Source organism: Aquimarina spinulae, from assembly GCF_943373825.1.
Taxonomy (GTDB): Bacteria; Bacteroidota; Bacteroidia; order Flavobacteriales; family Flavobacteriaceae; genus Aquimarina; species Aquimarina spinulae.
In genome coordinates this window covers 606,717-632,543 of sequence record NZ_CALSBP010000002.1, presented here as the reverse complement: position 1 = coordinate 632,543, position 25,827 = coordinate 606,717, and the positions used below count along the sequence as shown (strand labels likewise).

Genomic DNA, 25,827 nt, shown 5'->3' with positions numbered 1-25,827 from the left:
GATAGAGAACCTAAAAATATTTTATAATGATGATCCTTAAATTTAGAGATTCTAGGTGTGTTTTTCAGACATAAATCTGTAAAAGAGAATCATATATTATCATTTTTGTAGTGTGATTCCTGATGGAAATATTTGTATTGAATTTTTGGTTTAATCAATTCTAAGAATAAATCGGATATATTAATATTATTATCGAATTAATGAGAAACTTCCGGTAAGAATTCTACCATCCTCCAATTCTACACGAAACCAATATTCGCTAGAAGGCATTAGTTGCCCATTAAAAGTCCCATCCCATCCAGGGGTACCTGCTCTTAGCTGCTTGATTAGTTTTCCGTAGCGATTAAATATAAAGATTAGTGAATTACCCATAATCTGGTTTGATATTCCTTCTACGTTCCAGGTCTCATGAAAACCATCCCCATTTGGAGTGAAATATTTTGGAAATCCAACAACCGAAATATCCTGAGAGGTTACAGGAAGACATCCGTTTTTGTCTCTTACATACACCCTGTGAAACCCTGGAGGTACATTGGTAAAGGTTGGATCATCCTGATATGCACTCAAAACCCCATTTATCTCTATTGCATATTCATAATTACCCAAACCTTCTGCATTAATGGTAACGGTATTATTATCTCTTGCATCATTGATATCGATAGACTGTATAGTCGCTACACTGGATGCAATTACAGTTACTGTTCTGGATTTAGAGCATCCCGTAAGTGTGCTGATAACTTGGGCTGTATATGTTCCTGGCTGGTTCACAAAAATGGTTTGAGTAGTTTCATTAGTAGACCAGAGAAAAGTGAAATCACTAGCATTACTACCAAATAATAAACCTGTATCTATTTCAATGTTTGCTTGGTTTTGGCATAAGAAATATTGTGCTTCAGGTTCAATATTAGGTAAAGGATTAAGAAATAATTGTACTTGATTAATACCAAAACATTGATTGAGGTTTTCTACTCTAGCAAATACTATATCTTGTCCTTGTGTTAATAAAGTGGTATTAGTTGTTGTTGTTATAGGGTTAGATTCACTTAAAGCATCTGTTATAGTTTGATAATACATAACTGTTAAATTAGGTGTAGTTATGCCAAGCAGTATTTGTGGATTAGCCAGTGAAAGATCAAATTCACGAAACCCATCTTCTGTACCATCATCATCACATAATCTTAAAATTGCATCATTTGCAGATGTAACACTTACTTCCAAGTCTAAAGTTGAAACCCTAAAACATCCATTAAGATCATCTGTAACACGAACGAATAATTGCTGATTTATCGCAGTATTTTGGTATGTAGTTGTATTTGTAATAGCCGGAGTACCTGCATTTGCAGATGCAATATCTTCAAAGAATAATACAGTTCTATTTGTTGTACTTCCCGTAATCTGATTACTAGCTTCATTAAGATTAAAAAGAGTGATGCCATCTGTTGGATCCATGAATTCATCACATTGTATTAAAGAAATGGCATTTGCTACAGGCAAGGGGGTTACTTCTAAATTAAATTGAATAATACTAATGGTATTTATACATGGTTGTGTTGCTGCATATTGTGCTCTAACAAAAATCGTCTGAGGATTCACAGTATTTGTAAAAGGAGCGTTTTTATCTATAATACCAGTTCCAGTATTTGCATCAGTAAGAGATGAATGATATGTTATGATATTGATAGCAGGATCTAGTCCGTTAAGAATTTCATTGTCTTTATCTCTAAGTAAAAAAGAAACAAATCCATTTGTATCATTGCCATCATTGGCATTATCACATACCGTGAATGGGGAAGGAGTGGTTATTTGCGGCCCAGGAATGGTTATCAATGTGAATGTATCAATGATAAAACAACCAGTAATTGTATTTTCTATGCGTACATGTATGGTTTCATTATTTTGAGTACTTAGATAAGGGCTGGCTAAGGGTGAGTTGTTAATACTGGCATCTTCTTCGGTATTATGATATGAGATTGCTGTATTGGTCTGTGTTCCTAATATAGCAGCTGTATTACTATTTAAATCAAAATTTGTTCTTCCGTCACCAGAGTTTCCTATGACATCACATTCTGTAAGATCAAGATTTGCCGTAGTGCCTGCAGTATTAACAGGACTATCTGGAAGTACTGCTGTACCGGTAAATGTAAGGTCAAAACCTCCGTTCTGAGAAAAATTATCAATTAAAATAAAATACTCTTCTCCTGCTACGGCATCTATAGCACGTACAAACCCATTTCCGAGATTTCCGGGACCTTCACTCAGATCCGTTTCAGTGCTATTGAGCCCTGTTAAGGTAGAGACTCCAGCCGCTGGAGGATTGGTAGAGGAGCATCGAATAGAACTACCTAAAGTAGAGCATGTAACATTAGGTCCGTAAACTGCAAAATCATAATCTTCGGCAGTGCTTGAGGATTCTGGTGTTATGGTGAATGCTAGCGTTCCTGATTGAACAATATTAACTCGTAACCATAAACTTTGACTTTCTGTAAAAGAACAAGCAGGAGCATTGTTACCAGGTAATGCAAAATCGTTGGTACCTACACCGTTAGAGTTTAACTCTAGATTAGTATCTCCACAAACAATAATAGAATTAACACAATCGGTAGGTTCGTTTTGTGAATAACCGATAAAAAATACAGAAGTAAGAAGTAAAGTTAAAAGTAATTTTTTTTTCATTTGGGGTATTTATATTGTCGGTCAAGATACTAATAAGTTTACTATTCTCTATAAACTCTATGGTAAACATAGTTAACGAATAAGAGAGAAACTTCCGGTAAGAATTCTACCATCTTCTAATTCTACACGAAACCAATATTCGCTAGAAGGCATTAGTTGCCCGTTAAAGGTCCCATCCCATCCGGGGGTACCTGCTCTTAACTGCTTGATTAGTTTTCCGTAGCGATTAAATATAAAAATTAGAGAATTACCCATAATCTGGTTTGATATTCCTTCTACATTCCAGGTTTCATGAAAACCATCCCCATTTGGAGTGAAATATTTTGGAAATCCAACAACCGAAATATCCTGAGAGGTTACAGGAACACATCCGTTTTTGTCTCTTACATACACCCTGTGAAACCCTGGAGGTACATTGGTAAAGGTTGGATCATCCTGATATGCACTCAAAACCCCATTTATCTCTATTGCATATTCATAACTACCCAAACCTTCTGCATTAATGGTAACGGTATTATTATCTCTTGCATCATTGATATCGATAGACTGTATAATTGCAGAGCTGGATGCAATTACAGTTACTGTTCTGGATTTAGAACACCCAGTTTGTTGGTTTGTAATTTCTACAGTATAATCTCCGGATTGATTTGCTAAAATTGTTTCTGTAGATTCATTCGTTGACCATAAGATTGTAAGATCATTGAGATTACCATTAGTTGGTAGGCCAGCATCGATTTCAACATTTGTTTCGTTTTGACATAAGAAATACTCAGAATCAGGTTCGATATTGGGTAACGGGACTACAAATAAACGTACACTGCTTATCCCAAAACATTCTCCTCCATTTTCTTCAGCTTTTGCATAAATAATATCATCACCTTGAGTGTTTTGTGTACGATTGGTAGTGGTTGTAATAGGGTTTCTGTTTAATAATGCATTTTCTGTATTTTCATAATATGTAATCGTTAATCCGGGGGTAGTAATGCCTGATAATACCTGTTGATTTGCTTCAGTTAGATCAAAAACGGTAAACCCATCTTCGGTACCATCATCATCGCAAACTCGTAACTCGGCATCATTTACATCGGTAGAGCTCACCTCTAAAGTAACAGTTGTGATGTCAAAACAATTTGTATTGTTGCTATTAATTACCCGCACATATACCTGTTGATTATTTTGATTATTTTGAAATACATTTTCATTACTGATTCTTGGTGTTCCTGCCTGTGCAGAAGGTTGATCAATAAAGAATTGGGTTGTATATTGATTATTTCCGCCGGTAAGCTGATCGTTTGCAAGATGTAAATCAAACAACGTAATATTATCTCCAATAGTTTGATACGCATCACACTGCACTAGTGTGGAAGCAATAGCAGTCGGGACTTCGAAAAAAGTGGCATTAGCAACGCCAATGAGAGGGCAGCTACCATCATTAAGATCAACTTCTAATCTGTAGTTGGCTGTTGTTGTAATATCTAAAAAGTGAACAACATTTGCAATCTGATTGTTATCTACAAACCAGGTATAGCTGGCACCTGGGATATTTTGATAAAACAATCGGTATGTACCTCCTTCACATAAATCAAGATTAACGTTGTTAGGGTCTCCATTATTGATGATATCAATATTTTGTGCAAAAATAGATTGAATAAAAGGAGGAAGTCCAAGAAGAGCATTTCTAGAACCATCTGTATTAACAAGTATGCCTTGCTCATTATAAACGATACTGGCTGCAGCTGCTTCGGGATTTTGGATTACGCCAAGGTAATCACCTCTCTGGGAATTAAAATCATATAACGATCGATAAATCTTACCATCAGGACCGAGTTGAATAGCTCCTGCGTTAAAAGAAAAAGTACTTTGATTATTTTGATTAAGAATTCTTTTTCCGCTTGCGGCAATTTGATTATCCGGCAATGAGAGATCATATTGCATTAAGAAACTTTGTCCGTTTCCTTCATCTCCAATATCGAAAGTAGCATATAGTCTTTGTCCGGTTTGAGAAAACTCTATTCCATAGGGAGAATTGCTATTGCTTAACTCGATTTCATTACTAATAGTTCCTGTGGTATTATCAAAATTGTAAAGTAAAACTTTTCCTGGTCCATTACCTGCTGTGACAGTTGCAAAACCAAAATGTGCTACAGCTAGTTTGTCACCATCTGGTGAAGCTTTAATATACCCTAAAGCATTACGCCGATACCCAGAAAGAGGAACGGTAACCCCAATGCGAGAAGTAACAGGTGTAGTGTTAACTCCGGTTTGATCAACTTTAAAAGCATAGAATGTATCTACAAAATGTGTAATTACCCAAAATGAATCACAATCATCACTTTTTACAGCTGTAATTTTTTCTGAACATTTGTATAGACTTTCTAAGTTATTTGACGCGGTATAAGTAACTAAGGGAATGTTTTTTTGTCCTGCTACTAAAGCTCCATTTCCTCCATTCAAAGACATATCTACAATAGAATACATAAATCCATCGTTTACCCCATCTCCATCAAAAGTAGTAGGATCACTATCAGCGTTGTCATGATGAGGCTCATCTACAGTAAAAACGATATACAGATTTGGAGAGTTTGGTTGAGGAACAATTAGTGCAGAAGAGGTACTGGAAGGATCACCTTTTAACCCTGTACCATTTTGCATAATAGCATGCGATCCATCCCAAACGGTAATGCCATCGGTATAAAATAATAAATTTCCTGTTGCATCAGATATTGTAGTGCACCCTTCAAGTGTGTTTACTCTACCATTAGTAAGTGCTGTAGGGGGAGTTGTATTAAAACTTATACCTGCATTCTGACCAAAATACCAACTGTTAGCTTCTCCTTGACTATACAGCAATGAATGATGAAAGAATAAAGCAAAAAAAACTACATAAATGTATCGCATAGTTGAGCTCTGAAGCTCAAATATATTATAAATCTCTCTTTTTAAGCAAGTAATAAGATAGATATATAAAAACAACTGTCCAAACCAATACGATTAAGATTTCATACCAATGTACAGTATAATCTCTTTGAAAAGTTTCTCCTAATTGACTTGCAGCCGATTGAATAAAATTTAAACGCGTAAAAGGCTCATTAATCAAGGTTGCCATAGATTCTAAAGGAAAAAACTGTACGATGTTATCTGCAATTTCGGTTCCTCTAAATAGTTTAAACTTTAGCAATGCGAATATAATATTTTCTACAACCCACCAGATAAATAGAAACCCAAGGGCAAAGGCAGAACGCTTTACAAAAATCCCGAGGAACATACAAAAAGCAAAAAAACCAATTAGTTTTATGAAATACGCTAGAACATATTCCAGGTCAGAGAATATGATAGAAAACTCATTATAATCAGAGAAGCTTAATCCCAAAATCATAGATACTACGAATAAAAATAGGGTAGAGATCAAGGCAAAGACACCAACGGTTAGAAACTTAGAACTAATGAATTCTTTTTTACTTAGCCCGTCGATTAGATTTTGTTTTAAGGTTCGATGACTGTATTCATTGGCCATCATAGAAACAATAACAATAGCCAAAAATAGCTTAGACCATGCAGCTATATACGTATTAAAATGCCATATATATGGGAAATTGAAAATCCCCTGATCGGCTATTCTAAATTTTACACCGGCAAAATTAAATTCTATAGATGCGATTAAAGCGATAAAGGTTATTAATATAAAGTACGTTATCGTAATTACCTTTGCGGCTTTGTTATATTTTAGTTTTTGAAATTCTATATTTAGTAGTCGTAACATGGCTTTAGTTTAAATTGTTGGTTAATTGTAAGAATTGTTCTTCGAGACTTTCTTTTCGTTTCACAAGGTGTGTAAGAACTATTCCCTCTTTAAATAGTTGCCTGTTAAGACTTTCTGCATCCAGCTCGTGTGCTAAAAATGCAATTATTTTTCCATCTTCTTCTTTGAAATTTTTAAAATCATTATGCTTAGATAACCACTCTGTTAATGTAGATTTTTGATCACTTTTTAATTCGAAAAACCCGTAACTCGCATTCATTTCATCTACACGTCCAGAATACAGTTTCACGCCTTTTCGTATAATCACTACATGGCTACAAACTTTTTCTACTTCGTCGAGTAGGTGAGATGCTAAAAGAATAGTGGTTCCTTTAGAGGCTATTTTTTTGATGATTTCACGAATTTGATGTATCCCTTGTGGGTCTAACCCATTAGTAGGTTCATCAAGAATTAATATTTCGGGATCATTCAGCAAAGCAGAAGCAATAGCTAATCGCTGTTTCATTCCGAGAGAGAATGTTCTAAACTTACTATCTTTTCGATCTAACAACCCTACGACTTCAAGCTTTTCGTCAATTTTACTGCTGTCCACCCCTTTAATTTGGCATACCAATTTAAGGTTTTGGGCCGCAGTCATATATGGGTAAAAGTTTGGGCGTTCTATAATAGCTCCAACTTTTTTTAGTGCATCATGAGTTGATGTATTGCCATCAAACCAGATAAACTCACCAGAGGTACTGTTAACAACATTAAGTACGATACCCAAAGTAGTAGATTTACCACTTCCGTTTGGACCAAGAATGCCGTACACATTTCCCTTTTTTATAGTAAAAGAGAGGTCTTTGACAGCTGTTAGTGCTCCAAACTTTTTGGTGAGATTGTTTAAGGTGAGGATATTTTCCAATTGTAATTGTTTTTGGTGGTTATATAAAACAAGACGACAAGTATAGGGTTTTGTTACAAGAAAGTTGATAGTTGTTGGTTGTAAGTGTATGTTTTTTTGATGTAGATGGTTATTTGTTGAATGTAAGTGTATATTTTTTGATGTAGATGGTTATTTGCTGAATGTAAGTGTATATTTTTTTGATGTAGATGGTTATTTGTTGAATATAAGTGTATGTTTTTTTGATGTAGATGGTTGTTTGTTGAATGTCCGCATATGTTTTTTATTGTAAATTATTGCTTACTAAACGGTATTCAGCAATTTTTTTTAAAAGTGATTTGTACATCTGAAATTTGTAAATTGCTTTTTTACAAAAAGGACTGTTATGGACGAAAAATTAATGTCGAAGAAAAAACCAACGTATCCTATCAACGATAAACTGGATGCATATCTGAAAGAATGTAATCGTAAAATTAAGATTCCGGTATTTTATGATGATTTACTTAGGTTTTCGGGTTCTATAGTTGTTTATGATAGTAAGGATGAGGATACGTTATGGGTACGGGTGTATTACGAAGAACATGAGCGACCAGAAATAGAATCCAGTCTTAAAAAAGTATATACAATTCTACATTCTGATGGTAATGAAGATGCTATTGAGTTTCTTAATATCGATGCTATAGATTATTGTACTTTTGGAAACTCAAAGCCTTTTAGAATAAAAGTTAGAAATATCCTTAATGATAATTATACATATATCTATGTAAAAAAGGCAGATGCTTCACGTATTTATGGATTAGAGTTAGAGCATATGTTTTCGCCAAATAGAATTAACTTTTTGGTATATAAAAATACACTTATAGAAGAACATATTGCAGGGATTCCAGGGGATGTATTTATCAAGGATTTTTTACCTGATTTAAGCGATCAGGCCAAGTCACAGATAGCAAAAGAATTTGTAAAGTTTAATGAGCGTTGCCAAATGCGATTGCTAGGAGATATGCGATCTTATAACTATGTAATTATTCCTATTCACGATTTTGACCATGTAGAATACAAGATAAGAGCTATTGATTTTGATCAGCAATGTTATGAAGGGAAACTAAAAGTATATCAACCTCAGTTTTTTAAAGAGAATTTTGATATGGTAGATATTGTGATGAATAAGTTGCAATTGAGTTCTATCGAACAATATAAAAAAGAAGAACGTTCTATTTTGGCAAAACGAGTATTAACATCGAGATCCCGTTATGAAAATTTGGTTGAATGTATGTGTGCCGATCGAATCTCTACCCAAGAAAACTTGAAAGAACTTAGAGAACACCTCTATAATTTTACTTTGGATTTAAAATTTCGTCGCAGCAAATCAATGGGTGAAGTTCTTAAAACGGCAATGGATTTTGTACGACGTAATTATGAGAATGTGAATATGAGACGATTATTAGAGTGACGAATTATGTCTTAAGTCAGTAGTTAGAGGTTAGAAGTCAATCTTGGAATTGTACATCGAACCTCCCACCTCAGACATTTGATCTATTTTATCTTCTTCTCTAGTTTGATATTCTTTTGTTTAAGTAATTCTATTTCTTTCTGTAACTGCTCGGTTTTCTTATTTTGTGCAATCATATACAATGTAAGCTCTTCAATTTTTTGAAGCAGTTTAGCATTCATTTCTCCAAGTTGAATACCATTTTTCTCTACATCAGAAGCCGAAGGGATATTAGGTAAATGTCCTTCTTCTACAATATGATGTTCTACTTCCTGTAAAGAAGGTAGGTTGTAATTATTTTCGAATACATAATCAGGCCAACCAGTTAGATCAACTTTTACTTCTTTGGCATGTATTTTACCATTTACAGCAAGTTTTGAATCTGGGGCTGCTGTTCCTATACCAATGTTTCCATTACGTTTTATTGTAAATTGCTCATTAGTCCCATCTCCGCTGTCTATTATAAAGCGGTCATTCCATATAAATTTAAACCTTTGAACCTGACCACCTGTCTGTAACCTTAGTGTAGCATCTGCTCCTGAAGCATCTCTTGGATCTCGAACGAATAATGTTGCATTGTTTTTAAGAATATCAACACTGGATGATGGAGCGGTTGTTCCTATTCCAACTTTTCCGTCATTTGCTAAAGACATAATAGCACCAAGTGAGCCAGTGAATTCATGAATCACACCTGTTCCTCCAGTTATTATATTGTAGTATTCAGTTTTAACACCGCCTTTAAGACGGAAACCATTATATGAGTTAGCATTGCCATAATCAAATGAAATACTTCCATTAACAACAAGAGCTTGGTCTGGAGTAGTCGTTCCAATTCCTACATTACCAGTAGTAGGAAACGTGTTGTTTTGAGCAGTACTGATTAATGACACCAATACAAAAGATACTGATAGAAATATATTTTTCTTCATAGTTTAAAAATTAAATAATTATAGATTTTGTAATAGGGTAGGAATTCAAAGGTAAATATATATAAATGTAGTTTGTAATTGCAAGAGGTTAATGAATTTATAGAGTTGAGAGAAGTCAGTAGATTAATTAAACAGTTTTAAAATTTTTATCCAAGTAACTGTGGTAACCTCATCCAAATAGAACCGTATAAAATTTCACAAAACTGTCCTTATTTCTTGAAAACTCAAAGAATCAGGACAATATAATATCGATAGCTCCCTAGGTTTGGCAAATATTAGAAAACTAGATGTTACTTTAAAAACAGATAGTGAAATCTTAAAGACATATCCCTGAGTGTCTATAAAAGTTTAGGAGATTTTAATTTTAAAAATTTAACCATGTTGTCAAACATTTTAAACTTTACCAATGGTAAAACTATGAGAAAATTATTGATTAAAAACACCTTACCCCTGGGTGTATGTTTATTTCTGTTGGGTTGTACAGATCACGATGAGATCATGCATGAACCTGAAACTGAAGAATTAGGATGGAAAACCTTGGCAACATTGCAGCTGCCCAATAACAATACTGTAACATTCGAATTTAATGGCGAGGGTTTTTATTACGAAGAAAGAGGTTCGATGGACAATGAAATAATTGATTTTGACGAGAACGATGGCTGTCTTAAGCGATTTTTATTACTTACAGAAGACCATGTTGCAGTACCAAAAGCATTTATGGATTCACCCGAATCTGAAGATGTACAAAAGTTGATCTCTACCAGAAAAATGATAGAGAACCATAAAAACCCCATAAGAATATCAGCATCAACGATGTCAAAATTAAAAAATCGAGCTGCTTCACCTGTTCCTGTTCAGTTATCGCAATGTAATAGCTTCCTTACAGGAGGGAAAAGAGTATGGGTCAATAGTTCAACCAATTCAGGTACAGCGTATTACTTTAATTATACACCTTTTAATTGGAATGCTGGTCCGGATACACATAATAATTGGACTGTAAGGAAGTCTTGCAGAGGACTTCGCTTTAAGGTTGGAAACTGTGATTATGACAGACAGGTTAAATTTAGCGTAACTGAAGGTGAAGGAAATCATTTCAAAGAGATTAGACAAATAACTCTTTCACCTCGAACTCAGGTATCGTCTGGTTATATTTCAAATAAGTGGTTTAAACAAAGAGTAAGGGGGATAGAATTTCATTGTGATTGGGATGTATGGAATGATAATAGAAAAGTAGGAGGAGAAGTACTCTTCTATCAGAAAGGACCAGATACTTTTGATAATCCATTTGATTAACATCGATTGAAACAAAAATAGAATCACACTTTTTTTAAATGTGTCCTCCGAACAGGAGTAAGAAACGAAAAAAGTGTAAGACCTATGCCGTTTGATCTAAGATCAGATTTACAAACCTGAGTTGGGCGTAAGAAAATCAAGTCAATTCGGGTGATCTGATACTTCGATATAGCTCAGTACAGGTTGGAAGATTGTGTCGAGAATAGTGATTTTCTATCCAAAAAAACTATTCTCGATACAGTTTTTCTCCACGTCACCTCGAGCGTAGTCGAGAGGTCATTCTGAAAAACTATTCGAATTGACGCTTTTTATAACATTTTGGTTTAGGTCGAACTCAGGTTACAAAATACCAATTCCCAGAAGTAGTGCAAAGACAATTAATAAAACCCCTACTACTATTTGAATCGTATGTATGGTGATTTTTTTAAGAAATTTATTCCCAATATAAGCTCCAATAAAAGCCATTGATGTTGCAACTATAAGTATAGGGTAATTAAGTTGATCACCCAATTGCATAAGATCTTTGGCATATATAGTTAGTCTCGAGATATCGATAAAGCAGGCAATAACAACTCCTGTGGCTATAAAAGCTTCTTTACTAAGTTTTGCCCGAATTAAAAAAGCTGTTCGTAATGCTCCTTGATGGCCTGATAATCCTCCAAAAAAACCACTTAATACGCCACCCCAAGGTAAATATTTGATATCAAATTCTAATCGTTTCAACTTTGGAATAAGATCAAATAGAGAGAAAAAGATTAATACTATAGCAATAGATATTTTTACTGCTGTGATTTCATATAGGGTATTAGAAATAGTGTAGCTAAATAAGGGATCCATATAGGTGAGTTTTCCTAATGTATATGCACCAAAAAAGGCAAATACAATAGCAGGTAACCCAAAACGCATTACGGTTTGCAAATTAGCTTTTTTACCAACAAGAGTTAGTTTGAATAGGTTGTTAAGCAGGTGCACTATTGCCGTAAGAGCGATTGCAATATCTATAGGAAAGAATATCGCAAATACTGGCATCAATAATGTACCTAACCCAAAACCAGAAAAAAATGTTAATCCTGATCCTAATAAAGCTATAATACCGACCAGAATAAAATCCATAATAGATAGTTATTAGCTTTTTGCTTTCTTAGGTCTTTTGTTCTTTATTGAAATATACTAAGTAGTAATACATTTGTTTTTCTTCGTCCCATCCTTTTTCTACAAATTTTTCTGCAGACTCTGGGTTGATGAAATCCATCTTTATCTGCACATTAGTGTCTAGATTGATGACATTTTTCATTTTTTTGCGAGCAGCAGTTACTGCATTATTGGCGATAGGAAAGGTGGTAAGGTCCTCGATCTGATATTTTGGTGCTTTTTCTACTTTGTAATGCTTAAATTCTGGAATCAAATCAGGATTATCAATTACATCATTTAAAAATGCAGACTCTTCAAATTCATCATTTTTGGCAAAGTGGTTTACAGCACGATTCATAAACATCACTTCTTCTTTTTTATCTTCGGCAGGAAGCACTACATCTTTTGCAAAATCCTGGCAGAATTTCATGTATTTTTTAGTGTAAAAATTCTCATCAGCAAAAGCTTCTACACCTAAGAAATGTTCTAACCAGTATTTCGTATCGTATCGATTAGAATCTACAGAAAGAATCTTATAACCTTCTTCTTTTTTGTGATTAAAAATTAAGCAGCCTTTATCGAGTTTATTCAGGTTTACACCTTGTTGAATTAATAATTCGATATCAGTTTCTTTTTCTTCAAACTGAAGGAAATCATGTTTTAATTCTGATTTAAAAATACCAATAGCATCAACTTTTTCATTATCTATAGTTACGTTATCTAAATATGTAACATATACCTCACCACTTTTAATATGTGGATGTTGTGATTGTTCAAACAATAATGAAGCGATTCGTTTAGATTTTTCATGAACTGAAGAAGGATGTTCAAAAATTTCGGTTACGATCTTAAACAGAGGATTAAATTCTATATCTACCTCATTGGCAAATTGAAAATAATTTTCTTCCTTTTCTCTAAAAGGTTTAAAAAAATACTCTTTTAGAAGTGCCGTTAATTCATCATTAAGGGCATATGGTGATTCTGACAAGAATAAATTTTCATTTTTATTCTTGTTTCCAACCTGATGAACCGATAATGATTCGATTTGAGTGCTATATAAGTTGATCATTTTTTATAAGTTTCAAAGCTACTGAGTAGCAGAGTTTGTAGTTTGTTTTGAGGTTTTAATGGTTTTAATAAAGCTTGAAAGCATCCGTTCTAATTCCCTAGTGTCTTCATAAATAGCAATGAAGTTGTTTTCAGATATAAAATTCAAGTTTTTTCCAATTTCTAATTGCGTTTGTAGCTCAAAAAGTGAACTCATAGCAATATTAAGAAATTTTAAGTAATCATTTTTTCCTTCTCTTCCATAGCCTTCGGCAATATTACTAGGAATAGAAATTGAGGCTCTTTTTATTTGAGATGTAAGACCGTAAATTTCTTCCTGAGGAAAACCTTTAGTTTCCTGGTATATCTTAGTAACAAGGGTTATAGCTTTTTGCCATATTTTTAAATTTCTGAAGGTACTCATATATACTTTGTGGCTTTGCTTCTATGAAACTTTGTTATCTAAATTAATTCCAATTCTCATCAAATCCCAAATCTTCATATTCATCAAGATCCATAAAATCTTTATTTTCACCTTCTTCATTAAAGTCGTCTAATTCTTCTGCTTTAAACTCTTTATCAGGTGCCTGATCAGGTATTTGACCATGAATATACATTACATTTGGATATTCTCTTCCGTTTTCATATTCAGCAATTTCAGCAAGTTCTACCAAAAACGTCCACATGTTTAAGAAGTCATAGATATAGATTAACTTGGGAGAAGCCTCATGAGCCACATCAATAAGAGTAGTTTCATTCATTAATCTAACAGGCTGATTACCATCACTCATATCAAATAATGATATTTCTTCTCCTTGATTCCATTGATCATCACTAATGTAAAAAGAAGCCATTTCTGTTCCGTCAAAACCAAAAGATTGGGTTATTACATTATGAAACTGCTCTAAAGTAGCATCTTGTTCTATTTCAATATCTCTAAATACATCTTCTTCTGTATCCAGGATAATTCTGAAACGGTATATCATTATTAAATTAATTAATTTGGAAATGCAAAGATACTATAAATGCATTGTTATTTACTAAAACGATGTAATGAAAAAGTCATTGCCCCTAATAAGAAAAAAGCAACAATTTGATGTAATACCCCTAATACTATGGGCACTCTAAAAATTAATGTAAATATTCCTAGCAAAAACTGGATACATACGATAATTACTAATGTATTTAATGAATTAGATTGAGTATTATTTTTTTTAATTCTTTTACTTCTATACCAGATAAAGGCAATAAGCCCTACAACTATATAAGCCAGATAACGGTGTATGAACTGAACTCCACTCTTTCCTTCTACAAAATTCTTGATTAAAGGAGATTGTTCTATATAAACGGATTCATGAATTAAAGCTCCGTCATTCATTAACGGCCAGTGGTTATGTAATAGACCAGCATCTAAGCCAGCGACAAAAGCACCATAGATAATCTGAAGTATAAGTATCGATAAGGCCCATCGAATCAGATTTCTAAATTTAGTGTCAATTTGTTTTTTGTCTGGATATATAAGATCTAGAGCTACCCAAAATGTATACGCAAAGGTTATAAATGCTGCAGTGAGGTGCATTGCAAGTCGATAATGACTTACATCGGGTCTGTCGATTAACCCACTTTTTACCATAAACCAACCAAGGAAACCCTGAAAACCTCCGAGTAACATAAGTATTATAGATTTTTTTATTGTGGGTGTGGTAAGTTGTTTTCTAATTAAAAAATATACGAAAGGTACTATAAATACAATACCGATAAATCTTCCGATGACACGATGTAACCATTCCCAAAAATAAATATCTTTAAAATCTTCGAGAGTAAATTGATGGTTTATCTTTTGATATTCGGGGTATTGTTTGTATAGATCAAATGCAGCATTCCATTCTGTTTCACTCATAGGAGGAATAGTACCAGAAATTAATTTATAATTAGAGATCGATAGCCCAGAATGAGTAAGTCTGGTAATTCCACCAACAATAACCATAATAAAAATCAATAAGCAACCTGTGAGCAACCAATATATTACCTTTTTATTGTCTTTTTTCATTTTTTATTCAAAGTTTCAAAGTGACAAAACTTGAGAGTTATAAAGTTGAATAGTAAGAAAGTGTAACGATACTTATTTTGAATTTTCATTACTTTCTGTAATCAACCCTAATTCTTCACCTTTCTTTACCATATATTCATAAGCCGCTTCATGTTCATTAGGAATCTCTCCTTCAAGAATTGCTTCTTTAATGGCTTCTTTAATGATTCCTATTTCACGAGAGGGCTTGATATTAAAGGTTTCCATAATCTCTTCCCCTGTAACAGGTGGTTGAAAGTTGCGAACATGATCTCGTTCTTCAACTTCAATCATTTTTTGCCTTACAATCTTGAAATTATTATGATATTTTTTAAAACGTTTAGGATTTTTGGTTGTAATATCGGCTTCACAAAGTGTCATTAATTCTTCAATATACTCTCCTGCATCAAAGACCAGTCTTCGAACAGCAGAATCTGTAACTTCTGTTGCAATTACTATAGGCCTGGAACTCATTAATACCATTTTTTGAACAAACTTCATTTTTTCATTTAGCGGCATTTTTAGACGCTTAAATAGTTTGAATACCATTTTTGAACCTACAAATTCATGGCCATGAAAAGTCCATCCAACTTTTTTGCTAAACTTTTTGGTAGGAGCTTTACCGATATCATGAAGTAAAGCTGCCCAACGCAACCAGAGATTATCTGTATTTTCGGCAATATTATCTACAACCTCTAAGGTGTGATAAAAATTATCTTTATGTCGTTGTCCTTCGACTTCATCAATACCCTTTAGCGCAATAAGCTCTGGTAGTATGTAATCCAAAAGACCGGTTTGTTCTAGTAATATAAAGCCAGTTGAAGGTTTATTACTTAAAATAATTTTATGTAACTCATCTACTATACGCTCTTTAGTAATGATCTTAATTCGATCTTTGTTTTTTGCAATAGCCTCTAGCGAGGTAGATTCTATTTTGAAATTGAGTTGTGTAGCAAAACGAATTGCTCTCATCATTCGCAAAGGATCATCAGAATACGTAATATCAGGATCTAGAGGAGTACGAATTATTTTTGATTTAAGATCTTCTAAACCATTAAAAGGATCCAGTATTTCTCCATAATGTTCTGGTGATAGGTGTAAAGCAAGAGTATTAATCGTAAAATCCCGTCTATTTTGGTCATCTTCTAAACTTCCGTTTTCTACGATGGGATTGCGACTATTTTCAGAGTAAGATTCTTTTCGTGCTCCAACAAATTCTACCTCGATATCATCAGCTTTTAGCATTGCAGTACCATAGGTTTTAAAAACCTGTACTTTGGGATTACCCGGTAAAAGATTAGAGACTTCTTTTGCTAATGCTATACCGCTGCCAATAGCAACGATGTCAATATCTTTAGCAGTTTTTCTTTGCAATATATGATCTCTTACAAATCCACCGATAACATAGCTGTCTAGTTTTAGACTTGCTGATGCTTTGGCAATTGTATCAAAAATTGGATGTTGTAATGCTTCTTTATAATTTTTGATTTCCGACATGAATCAATTACTTCCTAATAATTTTTACGGTACTATCTCCTCCTATTTTAATAATCGAAGAAGGTTTAGCTCCTTTTTTTTGTAGGGGCAAATTTACGACATAGTCTACGCCTTCCAAAATTGCAGCAGGTATTTCTTTTAAGTTTTTTGGAGCAGGCATACCACTAATGTTAGCAGAAGTTGAGACGATAGGTCTTTTAAGCTTCCTAATTAGTTTTCCGCAAAAAGGATCTCTTACCACTCGAATACCTAATGTGTTATCATCTGCAATAATATTTTCTGCAACATGCAAAGGTCTGTCATAGATAATAGTAGTGGGTTTTGAAGCATATTTTAGAATATCATAGGCTACTTCAGGAACTTCTTCTATGTATTGTTGCAGCATTTTAAAATCACTAACCAAACAAATCATGGATTTGCTTTCTTCCCGTTTTTTTAAGGCATATACCTTATCAACTGCTTCTGCATTAGTAGCATCACAACCAATACCCCAAATCGTATCGGTAGGATAGAGGATAATCCCTCCTTTTTTTAGTGTGTTGATTGCATTTTGGGTTTCTATGATTTGATCAGACATTAGTTTTGAATTAATAGATGATTATGAAATGGTATTACTTTAAAACTTTTTTTGTAAGAAAAGTTAAAGTAGTTGTAATTATTGTTTTTGCCGGTAACATGCTTACTGTTGAAAACATTCATTTATGAATTGGCCAATTTCATTATACAAATTCTGAATGCATGACAGAAATTATTTTGTGCAAAAATAATCTTAAAACCTTAATATTATGAAAAAAATCATTTTTTTACTGTTCATAATGACAGTAATCATTTCTTGTGAAAAAGGAGATGTCAATTCTATTGAACATGAGGCAAGTGTCGAGTCAACTATTGAATCAAAAACGGATAGATTTTCTTTTAAAGATTGGAATGAATTTAATGATCTTTATTCTAAGTTTTCAAAATTAGGTATGGAGGAGTTAGAAATGAACTCTTTTTTCTCATTTGATAGAGACCTGGAGGTTTCACCTGCAATTCAAGGAATTTTAAATAATGATAATGAGTTTGAATTAGGAGGTAAAATCATTTGGTTTAAGGATGGTAAATTTTATGAACTTGATGCAGAAGGAATTGCAGCTCAAAAATCTAATATAGAAAACCTTAAAGAAGTTGGTTCTGTATCTTACACCCGAGTTGATCCTAAAGGAGTACCTGGTAATGAGACAGGAATAGGTGCAGCAAAAACAGTTGTTGTAGATAATCAATATGAATTTAGAAAACAAAGATATGTAGAGAATTGCGGTTCGGGTAACGTTCAAGGAACTTCTCCTCGAGCTTTTAAATATGTGCACGAAGTTTATGCAGAACATTTAAATACAGGAGGACCTTTCCGGGTAGATACTTATAGAATATTCTTACGAGTAAAGTTAGAATATAATCCTAAACGTAGAAGATGGAGACTTTCTGGAGAAAGAAGAGAAATTTCAATTAATTTAAGTAATAACTCTTTTTTAAGAAACCATAATGGTCCGGTTTCATCTCATCCAAGTGATGTTAATAATCGTTCTGTTGTATTTTCATCCTCTTGTGCTACCCATCAAACATTACTTCTTAATTCTGTCACTGCTCCGGGGCCAATAGCTGGTGCTCATTGGGATATTAATGTAAGCGGAACCATAACAGAGAAGATGTATGGTGATGTAGAACGTAACCGATGGAGAGATCGAATTAATTGGTAGTTTGATAAACGCTAAAATTAGATAGAATTTAAAAAACAAAGGGTTCCAATGTTGGAACCCTTTGTTAATTTGTATATAAAATGCCTTCTGTATTTTGGAGTAAGTGATAAGTTAATTTAATATTCTTATTATCCAAAGAAAGCAGATTATTCATCTCTTTCTTAGATCTTACTTTTTAACAACTGTAGCATACTGCAGATATCTCATATCCATTGCTGTAAATAGAAAAGGAATATTATATAGAAATGGCTTAATAGATTTTGTTTTATTAATACCTTTATGAAGTACTATTTTATACCCTAATCTCGTATACATATTTGCAATACTCTTACCAGTAAAGAATCGCAAGTGTGTTTTATCCATTATACCGTGTTCTTCATATTCCCAATTCTTTTTAAGTACCAGGTTTTTTAAAGCACTATGGTATCTCATATTAGGTATCGAGCTTATAATGACACCGTTTTGTGATAGTTTGTTTTTTATTTTTTCTAACACCCAATATGGATCTACAAGATGTTCTAATACATCATTGAAGTAGATCACATCAAAATGATTATCTGGTAGCTCATCAATAAATTTTTCACATTCGCCAATAAAAACTTTGTCGAGCACTTTTTCGGCCTTTTTTCCATGCTCCGGCATCAATTCAATACCCCAGGTTTCAGTATTGTGTTTTTCTTTAATAAAAGCAGCAAAAGTACCTTCTCCACAACCAACATCTAATACTGTTTTTGCTTCTTTTGGGAAAAAAGAAAACATTTCATTTCTGATATTATTGTAGTACCCCTCGGGTTTATTGTCATAATCCATTATTATAATATTTTTTAGTTAATGATAATTTTTGCAATTACATTTTGAATAGAAATTATCACTTTATTTTTAAGGTGCAATTACTAAATATCATGCAAATATATCGATCTATAGTAAAATCACATTAATTAGTATAGGTAATTGAAGTGTAATAATTTTTTAAAACCTTATAAAAAAGATTATTTTTTTACTAATAAAATTTGATATGCATTAATTAAAATCTCCCAATCTTTTTTTAGCATATACTCTACAACTGTTTTTCCTTTACCGCCTCCGGGAAGTCTGCAATCATCTATTAAAACGATAGATTTATCATGCAGCTTATCTTCAGCCAGGATGAATTCTTGTAAGTGATGCTCTTGACTGTTTTTTTGAATCTCTATATCGGTTTTTGAATAATCATAGCTATCTAAGTATAGAAAGTCGATAGATTCGTTGAAATTCTTTAAGAAGTCTAGAGAATCTCCTAGATATACTGTTGTACTATCTTGTAAGTTTTCTTCTTGTACTGCTTCCTGAGCTCCTTGCACAGAATCTTTACTAATATCCACAGAATGCATTTTTGCACTATTTTCTTTTGCCCATTTACCAAAAACGATTGTTGCTCCACCATCAGTTTTAGTCGCTTTAAGACCGTTTCTAGAAGTTCCTGTCTCTACCAATATTTTTGCATTTCGTTCATTTAAAAGCTGCAATGTTTTAGAAAAAGTTATGCGTCTTCTTCTAAAATTATATTTGTAGGGCATAAAAGGATATAATGACTTATGTTTAATAAGCTTGAGGATTTTGGGAAATGCAATCCCCAATAGCACAATAAGTAAAATGATAAATAGATAATTCATTATAATAATTTTAATATAATGCTGACAAATGTATTGATTTTAAAAATTACTTTTTTAGCAATATGATTCTTTAGTTTTAGTAAGTTTGTCTCTATTATTATTTAAAACATGAAAATAACACTGATTAGTCTAGATGTTTTGGGGATTAACGATGAAATTGCCAAGAGTCTAAAAAAGCAGGGATATGAAGTTAATCATATAAACTTTCACACTTTTAGGTATCAGTATCCTACGGTTTTTCACCGAATTTTTAATTTTATTGGGAAAACTTTTTTTAAATACGATATAAAAAAGAATCACCTAAATAAAGAAATCCTTAAGCGATTGAACGAAATTGGGAAACAAGATAAAATCCTAATGCTTAACGCTAATTTTTTACTTCCTCAGATTATTAAGAATATAAGCTCATTTACTGGGAATTTGACAGCATTTTTTAATGATAATATAGAAAGAATACCAAAAATATTATTAGTAGCTCCTTTTTTTGATGAGGTATATACTTTTGAACCCAACGATTCAAAAAAGCATAATTTTAAATTTGCGACAAATTATATTTTTAAAGAAAACAAAAATAACCTACCGATAGAACAAGAGGTTTTTAATATAAGTACATTTAGCAAACGATCTAAATTTATAGATGATATAGCTTTAAAATTAGATGGGTTAGGTGTATCCTATAAAATTATCAGTTTTGGGAAAAAGAAAATTGAATCCAAAAGTAGTGTAGAGTACGTTACAGAACGAATAAATATGAAAGAGGTTAATGAGTTAGTAGCTCATTCTAATGTATTGTTAGATATTCATAGAGAAGGACAAGATGGATTATCGTTTAGAGTTTTTGAAAGCTTAGGGAATAGCAAAAAACTAATAACGACCAATGCAGCTATTGCTAGCTACGATTTTTATAACCCAAATAATATCTTGATAATAGATAAAAATAATATTCAAATTCCTAAATCTTTTTTTGAGAATGAATATGAAGAAATACCAAATGAAATCTATCAAAAGTACCTGATAGATAATTGGATAAAGAGAATTCTAAATTTATAATAAGGTGAAGAATAAAAGAGTATTTGTAGATTTTCATTACTTAAAAAACTTAAATAAAGGCTTTGGGCAATTTTCATATCATTTATCTAAAGCTTTTTCATCTATTGATACTGATATAAATTATATTTTTTATACCCCCAAAAAAGGAGGTTATAAATCAATATTTGATCAAAAGAATATTTTTGTTAAATACTATTATTCAATACATCGCCAGTTGGGTATCTTTGGTCGTAATTATATATTTCATTCTACCAACCAGCTAAGTAAAATAGAACCTTCAAATAAGAAAATCCCATATGTTTTAACGATTCATGATATTAATTTTATGTATGAGGATGCAGTAGATCAGAAAACGAAGGATTTTATTCAAAAAAAAATAGATAGAGCACAAGTGCTTGTTTTTGTATCGCACTTTACCAAAGATGAGGTGAATAAGCATTTTGATGTTACTGCGTCAAAAACACAAAAAGTAATCTATAATGGCAATTCTTTAAAAGAAACCTCGTTAATTGACCCTGAAAAGAATACAGATGATTATCTTTTTTGTATTACGGAAATGAGACCGTATAAAAACCTGGAGAAGCTTATTTTGATGATGAATCACATTCCAGAAAAATTTAAACTTATTCTTGCAGGAAAAGGTAGTAGCGATTATGTTTTACATTTAAAAAATGTAATTAAAGAAAATAACTTAGAAGATAGAGTTTTTTTGAAAGGTATTGTATCCGAAGAAACAAAAGTGAAGCTGTTTACTAATTGTTTTGCTTTTGTATTTCCTTCTTCAAGAGAAGGATTTGGATTACCAGTAGTTGAAGCATTAAACTTTAATAAACCTATTTTTCTTTATAATAAAACTTCTTTACCCGAAATAGGAGGAGAAGCATGTTTTTATTGGGAAGAATTAGGGGCTGAATATATGGCTGATGTGTTTTTAACAAAAATTGCCTATTTTGAGTCTAATAGACTTATAATGGAGGAAAAAATTAAAACCCAATTAGAAAAATTTAGTTGGCAAACAGCAGCATTAGAATACAATGAAATATACAAATCCTTACTGTAATTTATACTAAGTGTCTAAGTTTGTCTTATCCCCAAATACTAATTACCGAGGAACCGTATCAAAAAGTTACTTTTGTTTAGATTATTATACATAAAGAATGCAACGTAAATTTATCATACACCCAGATTATAAATCAGTTGAAACCGAAGTGCAGAAAACAATAGCGCATTTTGATGATTATCATGAAATATTGGGAGATGCAGAACGCAATGTTATAAAAATTGTAGAGATTGAAGGTAAAAAGTATACTATCAAATCATTCAAGATTCCTAATTTTATAAATCAGGTTGTATATCGATTCTTTAGAAAATCAAAGGCAGAAAGGTCTTATAATTATGCAAATAGATTATTAGAACTGGGAATAAAAACTCCATTCCCATTAGCCTATGATTTATATACTACCTTTTTTTTATTTAGAAAAAGCTATTATGTTAGTGAATTGCTCAATTATGATCTTACGTATCGCGAATTAGTACATGAGCCAGATTACCCAGATCATGAAGCTATTTTAAGAGCTTTTACAAGATTTACGTATGATCTTCATGAAAAAGGAATCCTGTTTTTAGATCATTCTCCTGGGAATACCTTGATTGTAAAAACAAGTTCTGGATATGATTTTTATTTGGTAGATCTAAATAGGATGGAGTTTGGAGATTTAGATATGGAAACCAGGATTCGTAATTTTTCGAGATTAACACCCAAAAAGGAAATGGTTGCAATCATGTCTAATGAATATGCTAAGTTAACCGGTGAGGATGAATCAATACTGTATCAAAAGATGTGGGGACTTACCGCAGCATTTCAAAAGAAATATCATGATAAAATAGCCTTAAAAAGAAAAATCTTTTTCTGGAAGAAAAAATATCGGGAAGATTAAAAATGAACGGTTACGATTAAAGCGAAAGCCATTTTTTAAATTTCCCTAGCTTTTCAATAGCGACAAATATATTATTCTCGTGCGATGCAGGTTTTAAAGCTACTTTTATCCTCGACTTAGAAGAATAGTACATTTCTCCAATAGATTTTAAATGAACAATGTATTTTCTGTTTATTCTAAAATAATCTAAAGGATCTAACTCTTGTTCTAGTTTTTTTAAAGAGAAATCAATAGGTATTTTCTTACCATCCCATAGTTTAATGAAAGTTAATTTTTCATCTGTATAAAAATAGGCAACCTGATTAATATCTATAGTTTTTAAACTGGTATTCATCTTTACTAAAAATCGTTTTTTGTATTCATGCTCATTGTGTAAAAACAAATCTTTATATTTTGGAAGCTGTTTCTTGTTAAGTGAAAAAAACTTATTTATACTACGTTGTAGAGTTTCTTTGGTAACTGGCTTTAAAAGGTAATCAATACTATTTTGTTCAAAAGCTTTGATAGCATATTCAGAGTATGCCGTTGTAAATATTATAGGAATCTTAATATCTAATATTTTAAAAATTTCGAAAGAATACCCGTCAGATAAGTTAATATCTAAAAAAATGAGATCGGGATTTTCTGTAGATAGGTATTGTATAGATTCGTTTACAGAAGAAAGTACTTTTGTGATTATAATTTGGTCATTAACTTCCTGAATTAAGTTTTGTAATCTAATGGCAGCAATACTTTCGTCTTCTATAATAATACTTTTTATCATAATTCAGGTTCTATTAAAGGAATATAAGCAATATAATTGCCATTGATTATTTTAAAATGCGGAACTTCTGGATGCAGCATTTTATATTGATTGATTAGATTTTTAAGCCCTATTCCTAATGACTTTTCATAATGATGATTTTTAGGTTGAAAGTTATTCATTACTTTAATGCTATTACCTTCACTTATAATAGATATTTTTAACGGTTTATTACTCTCAATGACATTATGTTTTATGGCATTTTCTAGTAACAACTCTAAAGTCATAGGAGGTAGTAAAAAATTAAGCTTAGCTTCTTCGATATGATCTTCAAGAGTAATATGTTCTCCAAACCTTATTTTTTGTAAGGACATATAGGAGTATATTAATTTAAGTTCTTTTTTTAATGTTACTACAACTTCTTCACTTTGGGTTAAATTATACCTGTAGATATTAGATAATTCCTGTAAAAAATATTCAGCTTTTTTACTATCAATACTGATTAAACCCAGAAGACTGTTGAAACTATTAAAAAGAAAATGGGGGTTTAGTTGTTTTTTTAAAGCTAAATATTGAGCTATTGATTTTTCACTTTGGTATTGGGTTAGCTTTACTTTAATATCTTGTTTTTCTTTTTGAGACTCAAGAAAAATCTCAATAAAATATACAAATACAATTATAGAGAAACAAGCAAGTAATACTGCCCAAAAAGCTAAATCAAAGAAAGGTTCGGGGCCTTCATCATCATTAAAAAAATAAGAACTAAATCCTTTTAAAATAAAAGTTAATACTAGAGTTTTGATTGTAATAACTATAGCCCAAAAACTTAAAAAGCGTACTTTGTTTTTGCTTGTTATAATTTTGTTTGCAATAGTGTTTTTGATATACAATCTTGACCAAAAGACAAATAAAGTAAAGGAAAAACTGACAGGTAACAGAATTAAGGTTTCAATGATACCTTCTTCTAAACCATCGGCATAGATTTCACTAATAAGATGAAGAGCATTCAATAAAAGAATGATGAGCAGATAAAAATATATTCTGTTACTTTTCAATGTATACTATTTTAGTTTTCAGTAATAGTTACAGTATCTTCTTCTACATCTACTACATAAAAATACCCAAGGGCGCGATTGTTACTATTGTCTAAATTTATCAAATTTCCTCGTATTGATGCCGGAGGAGGATTACCAACTATTGGATTTCCTAAATTTCCAGTTTGGGTAAATAATTCTTTAAGGTAATCAAAATAAGGCTCTGATATAGATAATTGCTGTGCGGTTGCAATATCTCCAATTTCAAAAAAGATATCTTCGTTAGGTTTAACCCCAATACGTTGTTTCCCATCAAAAAATTCATCAGATACGATTAGTACTTGGCTATTCCCCGGATCGGGAACGGTGACGAATTCATTATTTTTGAAGAGTCTGTAATGGTAAAAATTTTGAACATTAATAGGGTCGGTTGTATCAAATTTTATAAAGTATCCTTCGTCTGCAAAAACAGTTTCTTCTTCAAACTCAAAATAAAACTTATCGAATCTGGGGACCTCTTCCTTTAATATGTCGGTTCCCTGGTATGTTTCTCCTTTCCATACGATTGTGATAGTATAGGTGTTTCCAATTTCGAGGATTATGTCTGAGTTTTCATAAAATCCATTGTTTGTATGTTCAAAAATCCAGGAATTCGTACCATTAGATATAGTAACCTGAGCATCACTAACGAAAGGAAAATCTTTATTAGATAAAAAAGGTGCTGTGGTTAGTAATCTTATTTGTTGTGTGGTAACGGGAGTTTTGATATTTCGTTCCAAACCTCCGTCGATTACTAGTCGAGGTGGTGTTTCGACTAGAGAGATATCATTAGTAACATCTGTTTCACAAGAAGAAACGGTTATAATTAATAACGTAAACAGTATGGTGATTATATTTTTCATGCTA

At 32.3% G+C, this 25,827-nt stretch carries 23 protein-coding genes; 6 read left to right on the top strand and 17 right to left on the bottom strand.

Translation table 11 applies throughout. The features are described 5' to 3' along the window. Positions 1 to 189: 189 nt before the first annotated feature. The 4 genes from NNH57_RS08355 to NNH57_RS08340 form a co-directional block, all read right to left on the bottom strand. Positions 190 to 2,673: a T9SS type B sorting domain-containing protein gene (locus NNH57_RS08355; protein WP_108807838.1), complete on the bottom strand. Its 2,484-nt coding sequence runs from the start codon at positions 2,671 to 2,673 to the stop codon at positions 190 to 192. Between the two features lie 72 nt (positions 2,674 to 2,745). Beyond that, the gene (locus NNH57_RS08350) at positions 2,746 to 5,571 is read right to left on the bottom strand and encodes a T9SS type B sorting domain-containing protein (protein ID WP_132065933.1); all 2,826 of its coding nucleotides are present in this window, start codon (positions 5,569 to 5,571) and stop codon (positions 2,746 to 2,748) included. Positions 5,572 to 5,596: 25 nt separating this feature from the next. Further along, on the bottom strand, positions 5,597 to 6,433 hold the full coding sequence (locus NNH57_RS08345; protein ID WP_074408654.1) for an ABC transporter permease: 837 nt from the start codon (positions 6,431 to 6,433) through the stop codon (positions 5,597 to 5,599). A gap of 4 nt (positions 6,434 to 6,437) precedes the next feature. After that, complete coding sequence (locus tag NNH57_RS08340; protein ID WP_074408653.1) at positions 6,438 to 7,337, bottom strand: ABC transporter ATP-binding protein; 900 nt, start codon at positions 7,335 to 7,337, stop codon at positions 6,438 to 6,440. Between the two features lie 364 nt (positions 7,338 to 7,701). Here NNH57_RS08340 and NNH57_RS08335 point away from each other — a divergent pair, with 364 nt between their 5' ends. Next, positions 7,702 to 8,766, top strand: a complete 1,065-nt coding sequence (locus tag NNH57_RS08335) for a hypothetical protein (RefSeq protein ID WP_074408652.1) — start codon at positions 7,702 to 7,704, stop codon at positions 8,764 to 8,766. An 83-nt stretch (positions 8,767 to 8,849) separates the two neighbouring features. Here the strand turns inward: NNH57_RS08335 and NNH57_RS08330 are convergent, their stop codons facing one another. Then, positions 8,850 to 9,734 carry a tail fiber protein gene (locus NNH57_RS08330; protein WP_074408651.1) on the bottom strand — a complete coding sequence of 295 codons (885 nt, stop codon included), beginning with the start codon at positions 9,732 to 9,734 and terminating at the stop codon, positions 8,850 to 8,852. A gap of 417 nt (positions 9,735 to 10,151) precedes the next feature. Between NNH57_RS08330 and NNH57_RS08325 the strand changes: the two genes are divergently transcribed. After that, positions 10,152 to 11,027, top strand: a complete 876-nt coding sequence (locus NNH57_RS08325) for a hypothetical protein (protein WP_132065935.1) — start codon at positions 10,152 to 10,154, stop codon at positions 11,025 to 11,027. Positions 11,028 to 11,366: 339 nt separating this feature from the next. Here NNH57_RS08325 and NNH57_RS08320 read toward each other — a convergent pair whose 3' ends face one another. The 7 genes from NNH57_RS08320 to NNH57_RS08290 all read right to left on the bottom strand — a co-directional run bounded on the left by NNH57_RS08320 (position 11,367) and on the right by NNH57_RS08290 (position 17,347). Further along, on the bottom strand, positions 11,367 to 12,140 hold the full coding sequence (locus NNH57_RS08320) for a sulfite exporter TauE/SafE family protein (protein WP_074408649.1): 774 nt from the start codon (positions 12,138 to 12,140) through the stop codon (positions 11,367 to 11,369). Positions 12,141 to 12,168: 28 nt separating this feature from the next. Continuing rightward, complete coding sequence (locus NNH57_RS08315) at positions 12,169 to 13,227, bottom strand: nucleoid-associated protein (protein WP_074408648.1); 1,059 nt, start codon at positions 13,225 to 13,227, stop codon at positions 12,169 to 12,171. Between the two features lie 18 nt (positions 13,228 to 13,245). Beyond that, a complete protein-coding gene (locus tag NNH57_RS08310; RefSeq protein ID WP_199915413.1) occupies positions 13,246 to 13,629 on the bottom strand; it encodes a four helix bundle protein in 384 nt (127 codons plus the stop codon). A gap of 43 nt (positions 13,630 to 13,672) precedes the next feature. Further along, complete coding sequence (locus NNH57_RS08305; protein ID WP_074408647.1) at positions 13,673 to 14,191, bottom strand: IS1096 element passenger TnpR family protein; 519 nt, start codon at positions 14,189 to 14,191, stop codon at positions 13,673 to 13,675. A 47-nt stretch (positions 14,192 to 14,238) separates the two neighbouring features. Next, positions 14,239 to 15,255: a COX15/CtaA family protein gene (locus NNH57_RS08300; protein ID WP_074408646.1), complete on the bottom strand. Its 1,017-nt coding sequence runs from the start codon at positions 15,253 to 15,255 to the stop codon at positions 14,239 to 14,241. Positions 15,256 to 15,327: 72 nt separating this feature from the next. After that, complete coding sequence (locus tag NNH57_RS08295; RefSeq protein ID WP_074408645.1) at positions 15,328 to 16,770, bottom strand: CCA tRNA nucleotidyltransferase; 1,443 nt, start codon at positions 16,768 to 16,770, stop codon at positions 15,328 to 15,330. 7 nt (positions 16,771 to 16,777) lie between these two features. Further along, complete coding sequence (locus NNH57_RS08290; RefSeq protein ID WP_074408644.1) at positions 16,778 to 17,347, bottom strand: L-threonylcarbamoyladenylate synthase; 570 nt, start codon at positions 17,345 to 17,347, stop codon at positions 16,778 to 16,780. 208 nt (positions 17,348 to 17,555) lie between these two features. Here NNH57_RS08290 and NNH57_RS08285 point away from each other — a divergent pair, with 208 nt between their 5' ends. Beyond that, on the top strand, positions 17,556 to 18,506 hold the full coding sequence (locus NNH57_RS08285; RefSeq protein ID WP_108807840.1) for a hypothetical protein: 951 nt from the start codon (positions 17,556 to 17,558) through the stop codon (positions 18,504 to 18,506). A gap of 168 nt (positions 18,507 to 18,674) precedes the next feature. On the opposite strand, the gene NNH57_RS08280 is transcribed toward NNH57_RS08285, so the two are convergent. Both NNH57_RS08280 and NNH57_RS08275 read right to left on the bottom strand, forming a co-directional pair. Next, positions 18,675 to 19,316 carry a class I SAM-dependent methyltransferase gene (locus NNH57_RS08280; RefSeq protein WP_074408642.1) on the bottom strand — a complete coding sequence of 214 codons (642 nt, stop codon included), beginning with the start codon at positions 19,314 to 19,316 and terminating at the stop codon, positions 18,675 to 18,677. Between the two features lie 179 nt (positions 19,317 to 19,495). Beyond that, a complete protein-coding gene (locus NNH57_RS08275; RefSeq protein ID WP_074408641.1) occupies positions 19,496 to 20,158 on the bottom strand; it encodes a class I SAM-dependent methyltransferase in 663 nt (220 codons plus the stop codon). A 108-nt stretch (positions 20,159 to 20,266) separates the two neighbouring features. Here NNH57_RS08275 and NNH57_RS08270 point away from each other — a divergent pair, with 108 nt between their 5' ends. From NNH57_RS08270 to NNH57_RS08260, 3 genes are all read left to right on the top strand, one after another. Beyond that, positions 20,267 to 21,208: a WaaS/CpsH family glycosyltransferase gene (locus tag NNH57_RS08270; protein ID WP_108807841.1), complete on the top strand. Its 942-nt coding sequence runs from the start codon at positions 20,267 to 20,269 to the stop codon at positions 21,206 to 21,208. Between the two features lie 4 nt (positions 21,209 to 21,212). Next, complete coding sequence (locus NNH57_RS08265; protein ID WP_074408639.1) at positions 21,213 to 22,268, top strand: glycosyltransferase family 4 protein; 1,056 nt, start codon at positions 21,213 to 21,215, stop codon at positions 22,266 to 22,268. Positions 22,269 to 22,365: 97 nt separating this feature from the next. Then, positions 22,366 to 23,145 (top strand): protein kinase family protein, encoded by a 780-nt coding sequence (locus NNH57_RS08260; RefSeq protein ID WP_074408638.1) that lies wholly within the window; start codon positions 22,366 to 22,368, stop codon positions 23,143 to 23,145. A 16-nt stretch (positions 23,146 to 23,161) separates the two neighbouring features. On the opposite strand, the gene NNH57_RS08255 is transcribed toward NNH57_RS08260, so the two are convergent. From NNH57_RS08255 to NNH57_RS08245, 3 genes are read right to left on the bottom strand one after another with little or no spacing between them, the layout of a single operon-like run. Continuing rightward, positions 23,162 to 23,908 carry a LytR/AlgR family response regulator transcription factor gene (locus NNH57_RS08255; RefSeq protein ID WP_082994934.1) on the bottom strand — a complete coding sequence of 249 codons (747 nt, stop codon included), beginning with the start codon at positions 23,906 to 23,908 and terminating at the stop codon, positions 23,162 to 23,164. After that, positions 23,905 to 24,942, bottom strand: a complete 1,038-nt coding sequence (locus tag NNH57_RS08250; RefSeq protein WP_082994933.1) for a sensor histidine kinase — start codon at positions 24,940 to 24,942, stop codon at positions 23,905 to 23,907. Before NNH57_RS08250 ends, NNH57_RS08255 begins: the two co-directional genes overlap by 4 nt. A gap of 11 nt (positions 24,943 to 24,953) precedes the next feature. Further along, a complete protein-coding gene (locus NNH57_RS08245; RefSeq protein ID WP_074408636.1) occupies positions 24,954 to 25,823 on the bottom strand; it encodes a DUF4249 domain-containing protein in 870 nt (289 codons plus the stop codon). Positions 25,824 to 25,827 lie beyond the last annotated feature (4 nt).

Coding starts and splice junctions, on each gene's coding strand:
- NNH57_RS08355 (WP_108807838.1), bottom strand. CDS start 2,673: ATGAAAAAAAAATTACTTTTAACTTTACTTCTTACTTCTGTATTTTTT.
- NNH57_RS08350 (WP_132065933.1), bottom strand. CDS start 5,571: ATGCGATACATTTATGTAGTTTTTTTTGCTTTATTCTTTCATCATTCA.
- NNH57_RS08345 (WP_074408654.1), bottom strand. CDS start 6,433: ATGTTACGACTACTAAATATAGAATTTCAAAAACTAAAATATAACAAA.
- NNH57_RS08335 (WP_074408652.1), top strand. CDS start 7,702: ATGGACGAAAAATTAATGTCGAAGAAAAAACCAACGTATCCTATCAAC.
- NNH57_RS08330 (WP_074408651.1), bottom strand. CDS start 9,734: ATGAAGAAAAATATATTTCTATCAGTATCTTTTGTATTGGTGTCATTA.
- NNH57_RS08325 (WP_132065935.1), top strand. CDS start 10,152: ATGAGAAAATTATTGATTAAAAACACCTTACCCCTGGGTGTATGTTTA.
- NNH57_RS08320 (WP_074408649.1), bottom strand. CDS start 12,140: ATGGATTTTATTCTGGTCGGTATTATAGCTTTATTAGGATCAGGATTA.
- NNH57_RS08315 (WP_074408648.1), bottom strand. CDS start 13,227: ATGATCAACTTATATAGCACTCAAATCGAATCATTATCGGTTCATCAG.
- NNH57_RS08310 (WP_199915413.1), bottom strand. CDS start 13,629: ATGAGTACCTTCAGAAATTTAAAAATATGGCAAAAAGCTATAACCCTT.
- NNH57_RS08305 (WP_074408647.1), bottom strand. CDS start 14,191: ATGATATACCGTTTCAGAATTATCCTGGATACAGAAGAAGATGTATTT.
- NNH57_RS08300 (WP_074408646.1), bottom strand. CDS start 15,255: ATGAAAAAAGACAATAAAAAGGTAATATATTGGTTGCTCACAGGTTGC.
- NNH57_RS08295 (WP_074408645.1), bottom strand. CDS start 16,770: ATGTCGGAAATCAAAAATTATAAAGAAGCATTACAACATCCAATTTTT.
- NNH57_RS08290 (WP_074408644.1), bottom strand. CDS start 17,347: ATGTCTGATCAAATCATAGAAACCCAAAATGCAATCAACACACTAAAA.
- NNH57_RS08285 (WP_108807840.1), top strand. CDS start 17,556: ATGAAAAAAATCATTTTTTTACTGTTCATAATGACAGTAATCATTTCT.
- NNH57_RS08280 (WP_074408642.1), bottom strand. CDS start 19,316: ATGGATTATGACAATAAACCCGAGGGGTACTACAATAATATCAGAAAT.
- NNH57_RS08275 (WP_074408641.1), bottom strand. CDS start 20,158: ATGAATTATCTATTTATCATTTTACTTATTGTGCTATTGGGGATTGCA.
- NNH57_RS08270 (WP_108807841.1), top strand. CDS start 20,267: ATGAAAATAACACTGATTAGTCTAGATGTTTTGGGGATTAACGATGAA.
- NNH57_RS08260 (WP_074408638.1), top strand. CDS start 22,366: ATGCAACGTAAATTTATCATACACCCAGATTATAAATCAGTTGAAACC.
- NNH57_RS08255 (WP_082994934.1), bottom strand. CDS start 23,908: ATGATAAAAAGTATTATTATAGAAGACGAAAGTATTGCTGCCATTAGA.
- NNH57_RS08245 (WP_074408636.1), bottom strand. CDS start 25,823: ATGAAAAATATAATCACCATACTGTTTACGTTATTAATTATAACCGTT.